This window comes from Micromonospora sp. NPDC050276 (assembly GCF_044459545.1).
Taxonomy (GTDB): Bacteria; Actinomycetota; Actinomycetes; order Mycobacteriales; family Micromonosporaceae; genus Micromonospora.
Genome location: NZ_JBITJA010000004.1, coordinates 141690 through 154285 on the forward strand (window position 1 = coordinate 141690; position 12596 = coordinate 154285).

The 12596-nt window shown below is 76.4% G+C and carries 10 protein-coding genes and 1 pseudogene; all 11 read right to left on the reverse strand.

The window, feature by feature from the left end; translation table 11 throughout:
• Complete coding sequence (cobA, locus tag ACIBF8_RS09570; protein ID WP_396781951.1) at positions 1–1737, reverse strand: uroporphyrinogen-III C-methyltransferase; 1737 nt, start codon at positions 1735–1737, stop codon at positions 1–3.
• The gene (locus tag ACIBF8_RS09575) at positions 1734–2330 is read right to left on the reverse strand and encodes a precorrin-8X methylmutase (RefSeq protein ID WP_396781953.1); all 597 of its coding nucleotides are present in this window, start codon (positions 2328–2330) and stop codon (positions 1734–1736) included. Before ACIBF8_RS09575 ends, cobA begins: the two co-directional genes overlap by 4 nt.
• A complete protein-coding gene (locus ACIBF8_RS09580) occupies positions 2327–2524 on the reverse strand; it encodes a DUF362 domain-containing protein (protein WP_396781954.1) in 198 nt (65 codons plus the stop codon). The genes ACIBF8_RS09575 and ACIBF8_RS09580 overlap by 4 nt, the downstream gene beginning before the upstream one ends.
• Positions 2512–4269, reverse strand: a complete 1758-nt coding sequence (cobJ, locus tag ACIBF8_RS09585) for a precorrin-3B C(17)-methyltransferase (RefSeq protein ID WP_396781955.1) — start codon at positions 4267–4269, stop codon at positions 2512–2514. Before cobJ ends, ACIBF8_RS09580 begins: the two co-directional genes overlap by 13 nt.
• On the reverse strand, positions 4266–5558 hold the full coding sequence (gene cbiE / locus ACIBF8_RS09590; RefSeq protein WP_396781957.1) for a precorrin-6y C5,15-methyltransferase (decarboxylating) subunit CbiE: 1293 nt from the start codon (positions 5556–5558) through the stop codon (positions 4266–4268). The genes cobJ and cbiE overlap by 4 nt, the downstream gene beginning before the upstream one ends.
• Positions 5555–6706: a cobalt-precorrin-5B (C(1))-methyltransferase gene (locus tag ACIBF8_RS09595; protein WP_396781958.1), complete on the reverse strand. Its 1152-nt coding sequence runs from the start codon at positions 6704–6706 to the stop codon at positions 5555–5557. Before ACIBF8_RS09595 ends, cbiE begins: the two co-directional genes overlap by 4 nt.
• Positions 6703–7548 (reverse strand): precorrin-4 C(11)-methyltransferase, encoded by an 846-nt coding sequence (gene cobM, locus ACIBF8_RS09600; RefSeq protein WP_396781960.1) that lies wholly within the window; start codon positions 7546–7548, stop codon positions 6703–6705. The genes ACIBF8_RS09595 and cobM overlap by 4 nt, the downstream gene beginning before the upstream one ends.
• Entirely contained in the window at positions 7545–8324 is a 780-nt protein-coding gene (gene cobI / locus ACIBF8_RS09605) for a precorrin-2 C(20)-methyltransferase (RefSeq protein WP_396781961.1), read from the reverse strand. The genes cobM and cobI overlap by 4 nt, the downstream gene beginning before the upstream one ends.
• Positions 8321–9676, reverse strand: coding sequence for a cobyrinate a,c-diamide synthase (locus ACIBF8_RS09610; RefSeq protein WP_396781963.1), 1356 nt, complete (start codon positions 9674–9676; stop codon positions 8321–8323). Before ACIBF8_RS09610 ends, cobI begins: the two co-directional genes overlap by 4 nt.
• The gene (gene cobO / locus ACIBF8_RS09615) at positions 9670–10281 is read right to left on the reverse strand and encodes a cob(I)yrinic acid a,c-diamide adenosyltransferase (RefSeq protein WP_396781965.1); all 612 of its coding nucleotides are present in this window, start codon (positions 10279–10281) and stop codon (positions 9670–9672) included. The genes ACIBF8_RS09610 and cobO overlap by 7 nt, the downstream gene beginning before the upstream one ends.
• A gap of 76 nt (positions 10282–10357) precedes the next feature.
• Positions 10358–12586, reverse strand: a pseudogene (locus ACIBF8_RS09620) (VWA domain-containing protein); the annotation flags it as partial.
• Positions 12587–12596: the final 10 nt, after the last annotated feature.

The window sequence follows — 12596 nt, forward strand, 5'->3', positions numbered from 1 at the left end:
TCAGACCGCCGGCCCGGTGGTGGTGAGTGCCACCACCGGGCCGAGGACGAAGACGGCGGGCGGGCCGATGCCCTCCCGGGCGGCGACCGCGCCGATCTCGTCCAGCCGGGCGGGCACGGACCGCTGGTCGGGCAGCCCGGCGTCCTGCACGGCCAGCACCGGGGTCTCCGGGGCGCGACCGTGCTCGATCAGCACGGTCGCGATCTTGGCGATGGTGTCGACGGCCATCAGCAGCACGACGGTGCCCCGGGCCCGGGCCAGCGCGGCCCAGTCGACCAGCGAGTCGGGGTGCCCGGGCGGCAGGTGCCCGGACACGACGGTGACGTCGTGCGCCACGCCGCGGTGCGTCACCGGCACGCCGGCGAGGGCCGGTGCGGCGAGGGCGCTGCTCACCCCGGGGACCACCGTCACCGGCACGCCGGCCGCCGCGCAGGCCTGCACCTCCTCGTGGCCGCGCCCGAAGACGTACGGGTCACCACCCTTGAGCCGGACCACCCGGCGACCGGCGCGGGCGTGCGAGACGAGGGCCTCGTTGATCGCGTCCTGCGCCATCGACGGGCCACGGGGCACCTTCGCGGCGTCGACCACCAGCACGTCGGGGCGCAGCTTGGCGAGCAACCCCTGCGGGGCGAGTCGGTCGACCACCACGACGTCCGCCGCGTCGAGCAGCGCCTTGCCGCGTACCGTGATCAGGTCGTCGGGTCCGGGTCCGCCGCCGACCACCGCGACCGAACCGTGGCCGTGCTCGTGGTCGGCGTGGTGATGGTCGTGCCCGTGGTGATGGTGGTGGTGGCCACCGACCGGGTCGTCGGGGTGGTCGTGCGGGCGCTGCGGACGACCTACCTTGTCCGCGAAGCCGGGCATCAGCACCCGGTACGCGCAGGTGTCGCAGTTCATCCGGATGTCCCCGCCCAGCGCTTCGGCGTACCGCTCCAGGACGAGGTCGGCGAGGGCGTCACAGTCGCCGATCACCTCGGCGACGCGGACGTCCAGGTCGGGGTGGGCGGCGGCGAACTCCGCCGACTGGGCCACGATCCGGTCGGGCAGCACTCCGGCGAACAGGAAGTACGGCGCCACCACGATCCGCCGCGCGCCGAGGCGACGCAGCCGCTCCAGCACGGCCGGCACCGACGGTTGCGCCAGGGAGATGAACCCCGGCTCCACGCCCGCGTAGCCGCGCCCCTCCCAGAGCAGCCGGGCGACCTTGGCGACCTCGGCGTTGGCGTCCGGGTCGGTGGACCCCCGCCCGATCAACGCCACCCATGTGCCAGCCCGGTCGGCACCCGCCAGCTCCGTGCCAGCCCGGTCGGCACCCGCCAGCTCCGTGCCAGCCCGGTCGGCACCCGCCAGCTCCGTGCCAGCCCGGTCGGCACCGGCCAGTGCCGCGTCGATGCGCTGTTCGAGGGCTTCGTGCAGCAGCGGGTGGGGGCCGAGCGGACGGCCGTAGCGGTAGGTGAGCCCAGGGTGGCGCTGCTGCTCGCGGGCCATCGCGGCGGGGATGTCGCCCTTGCCGTGGCCGGCGCCGGTGAGCACCAGCGGCAGCGCGACGAGGGCCCGGTGCCCGCGGGCGACGAGCGCGCCGACCGCGTCGGTCAGCGGTGGGCGGGACAGCTCGATGAAGCCGCCCTCGACGTCGCCGATGTCCCCGCGAGCGCGGACCCGCCGCACGAGGGCGGTGAACTGGTCGACCCCGGCCGCGCTGCGCGTACCGTGCCCGACGATGACCAACCCGGTCATGACTTCTCCTCGACGTAGAGCAGGGCGTTGAGGGCGGCGGCGGCGACCGCCGAGCCACCCTTCTCCCCCACGTTGGACACGGCGGGCAGGCCGCTGGCCCGCAGCGCCGCCTTCGACTCGGCGGCACCCACGAAGCCGACCGGCAGGCCGACGACCAGCGCCGGCGCGGCGTTCAGGGTGAGCAGTTCGACGAGCGCGGTGGGTGCGCAGCCGACCACCCAGACCGCCCCGGGGCCGACCCGTCGCAGGGCGATCCGCACGGCCGCCGCCGAGCGGGTGATGCCGGCCGAGCGGCCCAGGTCGGCGGCGGCCGGCTCGGCGACCGGGCAGACCAGTTCCAGGCCGGCCCGGGTGATGCCGGCGGCGACCATCGCCACATCGGTGACCACGGGCGCCCCGGCGCGCAGCGCGGCCAGGCCGGCCCTAAGGGCGGCCTCGTCGCAGACCAGGTCGTCGACGTACGCGAGGTCGGCGCTGGCGTGCACCACCCGCTCGGTCACCGCGCGGGTCAGCGGCGGCAGGTGCGACAGGTCGACCCGCTCGCGCAGGATGCGGTACGACTCGGCCTCGATCGGGTGCACGGCCCGGCTCATCGGGCACCTCCGGTTTCCATGGGGTCGAGCACGCGGATCGCGTCGACCGGGCAGACCTCCAGGCACTCCAGGCAGCCGGTGCACCGGTCGGCGCGGACGGTGAGGCCACCGGCGACCGGGCGGATCGCGTGCGTGGGGCAGGTGAGCAGGCAGGCGCCGCAGCCCTGGCAGGCGTCGATGGTCACGATCGCCACCGGTACCCCCGGGGTGTCACCATCCGGCCGGCGACCAGCCTCGTGTCGCTGCTGCCGACCACCACGACGCTGTACATGTCGACTACGGCCGGGTCGAGCGTGGCCAGGGTCGCCAGGTGTACCCGTTCGCCGGGGCGGCTGGCGTTGCGCACCACACCCACCGGCGTGTCCGGTGGCCGGTGCGCGGCGAGGATGCCGAGCGCCTTGCCGAGCTGCCAGTCGCGCGCCCGGCTGCGCGGGTTGTAGAACAGCGTCACGAAGTCACCCTCGGCGGCGGCGGTCACCCGCCGCTCGATGACCTCCCACGGAGTGTGCAGATCGGACAGGCTCAGGTAGGCGTGGTCGTGGCCGAGCGGCGCGCCGAGTAGCGCGCCGGCCGCCAGCGCGGCGGTGACGCCGGGCACGCCCACCACGTCGATGCGCTCGTCGGCGTACTCGAGGGCGGGGCTGGCCATCGCGTACACCCCGGCGTCGCCGGAGCCGATCAGCGCGACCGCCCGGCCGGCGGCGGCCTCGGCCACCGCGGCGCGGGCCCGTGCCTCCTCCGCCCCGAGCCCGCTGGACAGCACCCGGGTCCCCGGGCGGAGCACGTCGCGGACCTGGTCGAGATACTGGTCCAGGCCGACCACCACGGCGGCGCGCCGCAGCTCGGCGACCGCGCGGGGGGTGCGCAAATCGGCGGCGCCCGGTCCGAGACCGACCACGGCCAGCCGGCCGCGCGGCGCGTGCCGGGCCACCGCCACCGTGGCCATCGCGGTCGCGGTCTTCCCCACCAGCAGCGTCGCGTCGTCCGGACGGCCGTCCGGGCCGAGCAGGGCGGCGGCTTCCGCCACGCTCGGCGTGCCGACCGCGGCGCGGACCACCTCGCTGGGGTGCGGCACGTCGACCGCCGCCAGCCGCGTCGCCGGCCAGGTCACCAGGGGTACGCCGAGCGCGTCGGCGGTGCTGCGGATGCCCGCCTCGTCGGCCTTGACGTCGGCGCTGGCCAGGCAGCGCAGGCTCGCCGGGTCGAGACCGGCCTCGGCCAGCACCCGGTGCAGCAGCTCCGCCACCTCGGCGGCGGGTACGCCCCGACTGGCGCCCACGCCCGCGACCAGCGACGGTGGCCGCAGCACGGCGGTCCGCTCGTCGAGCGACACCACCCGGTCGGTGACCAGCAGCCGATACCCGTCGTCCGGCGTGTCCTCGTCGGCCGCGCTGCCGGCGGTGTTGTCGGCATCGGCCGCCCGAACGTTCGGGGGCAGGGCGGGCAACGGCCAGTCGGCGTCGGCGATCAGCCGAACCGGCTCGCCGTCCAGGATGGCCCGGGACACCGCGGCGACCGCGCCCTGCACGGGCCAGCCGAGGGTGTCCAGCCCCGGCAGGCCGACCGCGTCGGTGGCGGTGGTGATCACCGGTTGGGCGTCCAGCAGCGCGGCGACCCGCTCGGCGAGCGCGTTGCCGCCGCCGGCGTGCCCGCCGAGCAGTGCGACGGCATGTTGGGCCGCCTCGTCGACGACCACCACCGCCGGGTCGGTGCGCTTGTCGTCGAGCAGCGGCGCGAGGACCCGTACCACCGCCCCGGTGGCGAGGAACGCGATCACCGCGTCCGAGTCGGCCCAGGCGGCACGCAGCGCGTCGGCGACGGTCTCGCCCCGGACCAGCCGGGCGTGCGACCAGGCGGCGGCCAGGGTGTCGGCGTGCCGGCGGCCGGCGGCGGTGGCCGCCACCAGGCCGATCCGGGCTGGCGGGTTCTGGTCGGTCACGGGCGCTCCCCGGTGAGGACGACCACCGGGTTGGTGGCCGCGAGGCGGATCGACCCGCCGGGCAGGTCGGCGAGACGGGCGGCGGAGAGCTGGCTGCCCTCGACCGTGTAGCCGGCGGCGCGCAGGAGGCCCACGGCCGGCGCGACCCGGTCCAGTGCGGCCAGGGTGAGCACCACCCGCTCGGGTTGGCGGGCCAGCACGGCGGCGAGGACGTCGGCGCCGCCACCGCCGACGAAGACCGCGTCGGGCTCGGGCAGGTCGGCCAGCGCCGCCGGGGCACGTCCGGGAACGAGCCGCAGGCTCACCGCGTGCGCGGTGGCGTTGGCCTGGATGGTCGCGCCGGCCTCGGGGTCCCGCTCGACGGCGAGCACGGCCGCGCCGAGCAGCGCGCACTCGATGCCGACCGAGCCGCTGCCCGCACCGACGTCCCAGATCAGCCGGCCCAGTCGGGGGCGCAGCCGGGCGACGACGAGCGCGCGCACCTCCGACTTCGTGATCATGGAGTCGCGGTGGGCGTACCGGGTCTCCGGCAACGCCCAGCCGCCAGCCGGCGCGGCGGCCGGCTGGTTGTCGGCACGCATCTCGCCGGCCGCGCCCCGATCGGCCGCGGCGTCGGCGGACCAGGGGGACCCGGTGTCTGCGGGCGCGGCCGGGGGCGGTGCAGCGTCGGCGAGGCTGAGCAGGACGTGCGGGTCGGCCCAGGTCTCGGCGGCGGCCTGCTCGGGGGTCACCGCGCGGATCCGCTCGGCACCGGTGCCCAGGTGCTCGGCGACCAGCAGGCGGCGGGACCAGCCGACCAGGCCGGCGCCCAGCTCGGCCGCGCCGGCGCCGGGCGCGGTGAGCACCGCGACCAGTGGCAGCGCCCGGCAGGCGTTCAGGGCGGCTCGGGGGTCGCGCCCGTGCGCGGTGACCACGGCCGCGCCGTCCCAGGGCAGCCCGGCGCGGGCGAACGCGGCGGCCACACTGGACACCGCCGGCACCACCCGCAGCGGCAGCCCGGCCGTGCGCAGCCGCCGGACGATGCCGAACAGGCCCGGATCGCCGCTGGCCAGCACCACGGCGGGCACCCCGGCGGCGACGGCCTCGGCCAGCCGACGCAGGGCGGGGGCGAGCGGCCCGAGGGCGATGGTGTCCGCGCCGACCGGTACGGGCACCGCGGCCAGGTGTCGGGCGGCCCCGACCACCAGCCCGGCGGTGGCCAGCACCGGTGCGAGCGCGGGATGCGGCGGGGCGCCCGCGGCGTCCAGCCCGACCACGGTCACCCCGGTCACCGGGGCCGTCGGTGTCATCGGGGCCACCGGCCGGACGACGCGACCACGTGCGCTCCGGCGAAGTCGACCATCGCCACGTCCACGGTGACCGTCGGCCCGGCGAAGCGCCGCAGCACGTCGCGGACCCGTTGACAGAGCAGGTCACCGGCCGGGCCGAGGAGCCCGGCGGCCTCCCACAGCTCGTACGCGTGCCGCCCGGTGTTCGCCTCGGTCACGGCGGCGACCAGCGCCGGGTCACCACCGGCGTCGGCGGTCACCGCGCCGAGCAGGGAGAGGTCCACCTTGGAGCGGGTGTAGTGGGTCATCAGGATGCCGGCCGCGAGTTTGGCGAGCTTGCCGGCCATGCCGACGAAGACCACCGAGGTCATCGCGTCGCCCACCGCGGCGGTCACCGCGGCCCCGGTGAAGTCGCCGACCTCGACGAAGCAGACCTCGGGCAGGTCGGGCAGGAGCGCGCGGGCGGCCCGCTCGGTACGCCCGCCGGTGCAGAGCACCACCGTGCGTTCGCCCTGGGCGGCCATCACGTGCACGGCCTGCACGACGCTGGCCCGCCAGGACGCGGTGGAGAAGGGGCGGACGATCCCGGTGGTGCCGAGAATCGAGATGCCGCCCAGGATGCCGAGCCGACGATTGGTGGTCTTGCGGGCCATGATCTCGCCCCGGGGCACGCTGATCACCACGCGGACACCGACCTCGCTCAGGTCGACCACCTCGGCCACCGCCTCGCCGATCATCCGCCGGGGGGTGTCGTTGATCGCCGGACCGCCGACCTCGAGGCCGAGGCCGGGCTTGGTGACCGTGCCGACGCCGGCGCCACCGGCGAGTCGCAGGCCGGGAACGTCGGTCCAGTTCACGGTGGCGGTCAGCTCGGCCCCGTGGGTGACGTCCGGGTCGTCGCCGGCGTCCTTGACCACGACCGCTTCGGCGCGCGCCGGTGGGGTGCCGGTCAGCTCACAGCGTTCGACCGGGAAACGCACCCGGCGTCCGGCCGGCAGGCCGATCTCCACCTCCTGCTGGCTGGTGCCGGTGACCAGCGCGGTGACCGCGGCCTTGGCCGCCGCCGTCGCGCACGCGCCGGTGGTCCAGCCGGTGCGCAGTGCGGTGGGCCGGACCTTCGCGGTACGCGGCAGGTCCGGCTCGCGCAGCGGCGGCTCGGCGTACGTCATGGTGTGTGCCCCGGTGTGGCGGTCCCCCCGGTACGGGCGCCGGCCTGGCGGCGCAGCTCGGCACGGGCGGCCGGCTCGGCCCGGCGGAAGGTGTGGAAGTGCCCGGGGTGGTACAGGTGCGAGCGGGTGCCCTCGGCGGCGAGCGCCGGCCCGACCAGGAACAGCGTGTGCTTCCACAGCTTGTGCTGCTTGACCGTCGCTTCGAGGGTGCCGACCGTGCAGCGCACCACCAGTTCGTCGGGCCAGGTCGCCTGGTACGCCACCACGGCCGGGGTGTCCTCGGGGTAGCCGCCGGCCAGCAGTTCGGCCTGTACCTGGCCGGAGCGGGCGGCGGAGAGGAACAGCGCCATCGTGGTGCCGTGCCGGGCGAAGTCGCGAACCCGCTCACCGGGCGGCATCGGGGTCTTGCCGCCTTCGAGGCGAGTGAGGATGACCGACTGGGCCACCTCGGGCACGGTCAGCTCCCGCCCGACGATCGCCGCGACGGCGGTGAACGAGGAGACCCCGGGCACGATCTCGACGGCCAGTTCGAGCGCCCGGCACAGGTCCAGCTGCTCCTGCACCGCACCCCAGAGCGCCGGGTCGCCGGAGTGGATCCGGGCCACGGTCAGCCCCCGGGTGGCGGCCCGCTGGTAGAGCGGCAACACACCCTCGATGGGCAACTGCGACGAGTCGACGATCTCCGCGTCGGTGCGGGCGTGCTCGAGCACGTCGGCGTGCACCAGGCTGGCCGCCCAGATCACGATGTCCGCCTCGGCGATCACCCGGGCGGCCCGCAGGGTCAGCAGGTCCGCCGCCCCGGGGCCGGCGCCGACGAACCACACCTTGCCGTCGCTGGTCACAGCTTTCCTCCTCGGTGTTCGCGGCGGGCCGGAACCAGCAGCGTCGACAGGTACGGCAGGTCGTGCTCGGTGTCGTCGACCGGCCCGATCCGTTCACCGGGCAGCCCCAGGCTGCGTCCGAGCACCGCGTCGGCGAGGCGGCCCTGCCGGCGCAGTTCGGCGAGCAGTGCCGGGTGCCGCCGCCAGCCCTTGTAGGCGACCACGGTGCCCGGCCCGGCGAGGGCGTCGGCGAAGAGCGCCAGGCCCGCAGTGGCCGGCAGCAGGGTGAGCGGTTCGCGTCCCTCACAGAGCGGAGTGCCGCTGCGTGCCGCCAACTCCTGCATGGCGGTGACGCCGGGCACGGTCGCCACCCGCACCGCCGGGCGCAGCGCGCGGACGCTCTGCGCCAGGTACCCGAAGGTGGAGTAGACGTTGGGGTCGCCGATGGTGGCGAAGGCCAGGGAGTGCGCGCCCGCGTCGATCGCCTCGACCACCACCCGGGCCGCGTCGTCCCAGGCCGCGACCCGGCGGGCGGTCACCCCACCCCGGTCGTCGAGGGCGAACGGCAGCCGGCGCAGCCGGTCCGCCGCGACGTGCGACCGCACGGTCACCTCGGCCCGCCCGGCGCCCGCACCCGGCGGTGTCGGACCGGTGGTCGCGGTGGGTTCGACCCGGTCCGCCATCACGGGTACGAAGACCAGGTCGGCCTCGCGCAGCAGCCGCACCGCCTTGAGGGTGAGCAGTTCCGGGTCTCCGGGGCCGACGCCGATCCCGGTGAGCGTGGCGCCGGCGCTCATCGGCACGCCTCGACCAGGCGGCGCGCCGCGGCGGGGTGCCCGGCCCAGTGGGTGTGCAGGTAGGACGCGTGCACGCCGCCGGCGACGAAGCCGTGCGGCGCGTCGTTCCAGCGCCAGGCCGGTGTCGCGCCGTGCCCCGGGTCGGTGCTGGTGCGGTGGAACTCGTGACCACGTACCGGCTCGCCGGCGCGGGCCACCGGCGAGTCGGTGGCGGCCAGAGCCTCGCGGTAGCCAAGGGTGAGCCGGCCGGTCATCCGGGCGGTCAGGTCCAGCCGGCCGCACATGGGTACGCCATCGAGGGACCGCCCGAGGTAGAGCAGCCCGGCGCACTCCGCCACGATCGGCCCGTCGAAGTCGGCCAGCTCGGCGCGGAGCGCGGTGTTGTCGGCCAGCGCCTCGGCGTACGCCTCGGGGAAACCGCCGCCGATCACCACCGCGCGGGTGCCGGTGGGCAGCGCCGGGTCGCGCAGCGGGTCGACGGTGACGACGTCCGCGCCGGCCGCGGCGAGCAGTTCGGTGGTCTCCGCGTACGAGAAGGTGAAGGCCGGACCACCGGCGAGCGCGACCCGGGGTCGCTCGACACCGACCGGCCCGCCGACGGCGGCGACCGGATCCCACGCCGGGGTGGTCAGCGGCGGGGCGGTCCGGGCCAGGGCGAGCACGGCGTCGAGGTCCACGGTGGCCTCGACCAGCTCGGCGAGCGCGGTGACGATCGCGACGGATTCGGGTGCCCGCTCGGCGACCGGCACCAGCCCGAGGTGCCGGGCCGGCGCGGCCACCTCGGCGGCGCGGGTGACCGCCCCGAGCACCGGTACGCCCACCTCGGCGAGCGCGTCGCGCAGCAGCGTCTCGTGCCGGGGCGAGCCGACCCGGTTGAGGATCACCCCGCCGATGCGTACCGCCGGGTCGAACGCGGCCATGCCGAGGGTGAGCGCGGCGGCCGAGCGGCCCTGCGCGGTGGTGTCCAGCACCAGCAACACGGGTGCGTCGAGGAGCCGGGCGACGTGCGCGGTGGAGGCGAAGTCGCGGCGGCCCACCGCGCCATCGTGCAGGCCCATGACGCCCTCGATGACGGCGATGTCGGCGGGCGTGGGGACGCTCGCGCCGCGTCGCAGCAGCGGGGCGATCCGGTCGGCCCCGACCAGGAACGGGTCGAGGTTGCGCCCGGCCCGCCCGGCGGCGAGGGCGTGGTAGCCGGGGTCGATGTAGTCCGGGCCGACCTTGTGCGGGCTGACCGTCAGGCCACGTCGGCGCAGCGCGGCGAGCAGCCCGGTGGCCACCGTCGTCTTGCCGTGCCCGCTGGCCGGCGCGGCGACCACCACCCGGGGCAGCGGCCAGGGCGTGCTCACCACTCGATGCCCTTCTGGCCCTTCTGGCCGGCGTCCATCGGGTGCTTGACCTTGGTCAGCTCGGCCACCAGGTCGGCGGCGGCGACCAGACGCGGGTCGGCGTCCCGACCGGTGATCACGACGTGTTGGAAGCCGGGCCGGTCGGCCAGTGTGGCGACCACCTCGTCGACGTCCACCCAGCCCCACTTCATCGGGTAGGTGAACTCGTCCAGCACGTACAGCCCGTAGCGCTCGGCGGCCAGGTCCCGCTGGATCTGCCGCCAGCCCTCCAGGGCGTCGGCGGCGTGGTCGGCCTCCCCGCCGCGCTGGATCCACGACCAGCCCTCGCCCATCTTGTGCCAGGCCACCGGCGCGCCCTGACCGGTGCGCTCGTGCACGTCGCCGAGCGCCCGGAAGGCGGTCTCCTCCCCCACCCGCCACTTGGCGCTCTTGACGAACTGGAACACCCCGACCGGTAGACCGGCCGTCCAGGCCCGCAACGCCAACCCGAAGGCCGCCGTCGACTTCCCCTTCATCTGTCCGGTGTGGACCATCAGCAGTGGCCGGTGCCGCCGCTGCCGGGTCGTCAACCCGTCGGCAGGCACCATGCTCGGTTGTCCCTGCGGCATCAGCCCATCCCCCATCCCGCGTCCGTGTGTCCCGCGATCTTGCAGTTTCTGCTGGTCATATACGCACTTCGCCCCGTTATGCCGCGACAGGAAGTGCAAGATCGCGGCGGTGGGGGTGGGGGTGGGTTAGGGACTCTAGGGGGGTTCTTGGGGCACCTAGTTGGGTTGCCAGGCGGGTGGCTAGGTGGAGGCGGACGGGGCCGGTCTCGCAGTCGACGACGACGCAGGGGGCGCCGGTGGCCGCCAGGACGGCTGCCGCTGCCGCGGCCCGGTCCAGCGGGCGGGTGCCGGCGGTGGCGCGGCCGTCGGTCACGATGAGGACCAGCGGGCGGCGCTTCGGGTCACGCAGGCGCTCCACCCGCAGCAGGTCGGCGGCCGCGAGCAGCCCCTCGGCCAGCGGCGTACGCCCACCGGTCGGCAGCTCGGCCAGCCGGGTCGAGGCGGCCAGCACCGACGAGGTCGCCGGCAGCAGGGTCCGGGCGCCGGCACCCCGGAACGCGATCACCGCGACCTTGTCGCGCCGCTGGTACGCGTCGGTGAGCAGGGCGAGCACCGCGTCCTTCACGGTGGCCATCCGCTGCCGGGCGCCCATCGAGCCGCTGGCGTCCACCACGAACAGCACCAGGTTGCCCTCGCGCCCCTCGCGAACCGCCTCGCGGACGTCGTCGCGGCGCAGCCGGAGCGGGCCGGTGAGCCGCCCCCGGGCCGCCTGGTGTGGCGCGGCGGCACGGATGGTGGCCGGCAGGTGCAGCGCGCCGACCCGGCCCGCCGGCATCCGGGCGCCGGTGGTGCGGCCCCGCCCGGTGCGGGCCCGCGACCGTCGGCCCGGCACCCCGTCACCCACGCCGGGCGCGGTGAGCATCCGTGCCGTCAACCCACCCCGGGGTACGGCCACCGGCTGATCGCCGGCCCGGCCCTGGGCATCGCCGGCAGCTCTGCCGTTCGGTCCGCCACCCTCGGCCCGCTGGCGGCGCCCGCCCCGGCTGTCGTCCTCCGGCCAGCCGCCGGGCTCGTCCGCGCCGGCGTTGGCGGTTGGCTCCCCGCCGGAGCCCCCGTCCGCGGCAGCGGTGGCACGCGCGTCCCGAGCGCCGTCGGAGCCGCGCCGGTCCCGGCCACGACCACGACCGTCCCCGTCGCCCGGGCCGCCGCCGTCGCTGTCGTCGAGGTCCCGCGCGTCCGGCCCGTCCCCGTCGAGGCCGTGCCCACCGGAGCCACCGCTCGGGCCGCCGCCGTCGGGGCCTGGCCCGCCGGGACCACCGTCGGGTGGACCGTCGTCGTCCGGGTCGTCGGGGTGGGCGTCCTGGGCGCGTTGCAACGCCTCGTCGAGGTGCTTCTCGTCCAACCCCGGGGTGTCGAACGGGTCGCGCCGGCGGCGGTGCGGCAGGGCCAGCCGGGCGGCCACCCGGACGTCGTCGATGGTGACCCGGTCCCGGCCGTGCCAGGCGGCGTGGGCGAGGGCGGTACGGGCGGTCACGATGTCGGCGCGCATCCCGTCCACGTCGAACGCCGCACACACCTCGGCGATCTGCCGCAACGCGGCGTCCGGTAGTCGTACTCCGGGAAGCCGGCGGCGGGCGGCGGCCACCTGCGCGGCGATCTGCGCGTCGGCGTCGGCCCAGCGGGCGGCGAAGCCGATCGGGTCGGCGTCGGCGGCGAGCCGGCGGCGGACCACCTCGACCCGGACCTCCGGGTCCCGGCTGGCGCCCACCTCCACGGTGAGCCCGAACCGGTCGAGTAGCTGCGGGCGCAGCTCACCCTCCTCCGGGTTCATCGTGCCGACCAGCAGGAACCGGGCCGCGTGGCTGACCGAGACACCCTCCCGCTCGACGTGGCTGCGGCCCATCGCCGCCGCGTCCAGCAGCAGGTCGACGAGGTGGTCGTGCAGCAGGTTGACCTCGTCGACGTAGAGCACCCCCCGGTGCGCGGCGGCGAGCAGGCCCGGCTCGAAGGCGCGGACCCCCTCGCCGATCGCCTTCTCCAGGTCCAGTGCGCCGACCACCCGGTCCTCGGCGGCGCCGACTGGCAGCTCGACGAGGCGGGCCGGGCGGGTCTCGGCGGCGACGTCGGCCGGGTGCGGGCCGTCCGGGCAGGCCGGGTCGGGCTCGGCCGGGTCACAGCCGAAGCGGCAGCCGGCCACCCGGCGCACCGGGGGCAGCAGCGCGGCGAGGGCCCGGACGGCGGTGGACTTGGCGGTGCCCTTCTCGCCCCGGACCAGCACCCCGCCGATCGCCGGGGAGACCGCGTTGAGCAGCAGCGCCAACCGCATGTCGGCCATGCCGAGCACGGCACTGAACGGATACGTGGCGACGGTCTCG

Bases quoted from the DNA above. Each gene is read 5' to 3' on its own strand.
- cobA (WP_396781951.1), bottom strand. From the start codon at position 1,737: ATGACCGGGTTGGTCATCGTCGGGCACGGTACGCGCAGCGCGGCCGGG.
- ACIBF8_RS09575 (WP_396781953.1), bottom strand. From the start codon at position 2,330: ATGAGCCGGGCCGTGCACCCGATCGAGGCCGAGTCGTACCGCATCCTG.
- cbiE (WP_396781957.1), bottom strand. From the start codon at position 5,558: ATGACACCGACGGCCCCGGTGACCGGGGTGACCGTGGTCGGGCTGGAC.
- ACIBF8_RS09595 (WP_396781958.1), bottom strand. From the start codon at position 6,706: ATGACGTACGCCGAGCCGCCGCTGCGCGAGCCGGACCTGCCGCGTACC.
- cobI (WP_396781961.1), bottom strand. From the start codon at position 8,324: ATGAGCGCCGGCGCCACGCTCACCGGGATCGGCGTCGGCCCCGGAGAC.
- cobO (WP_396781965.1), bottom strand. From the start codon at position 10,281: ATGCCGCAGGGACAACCGAGCATGGTGCCTGCCGACGGGTTGACGACC.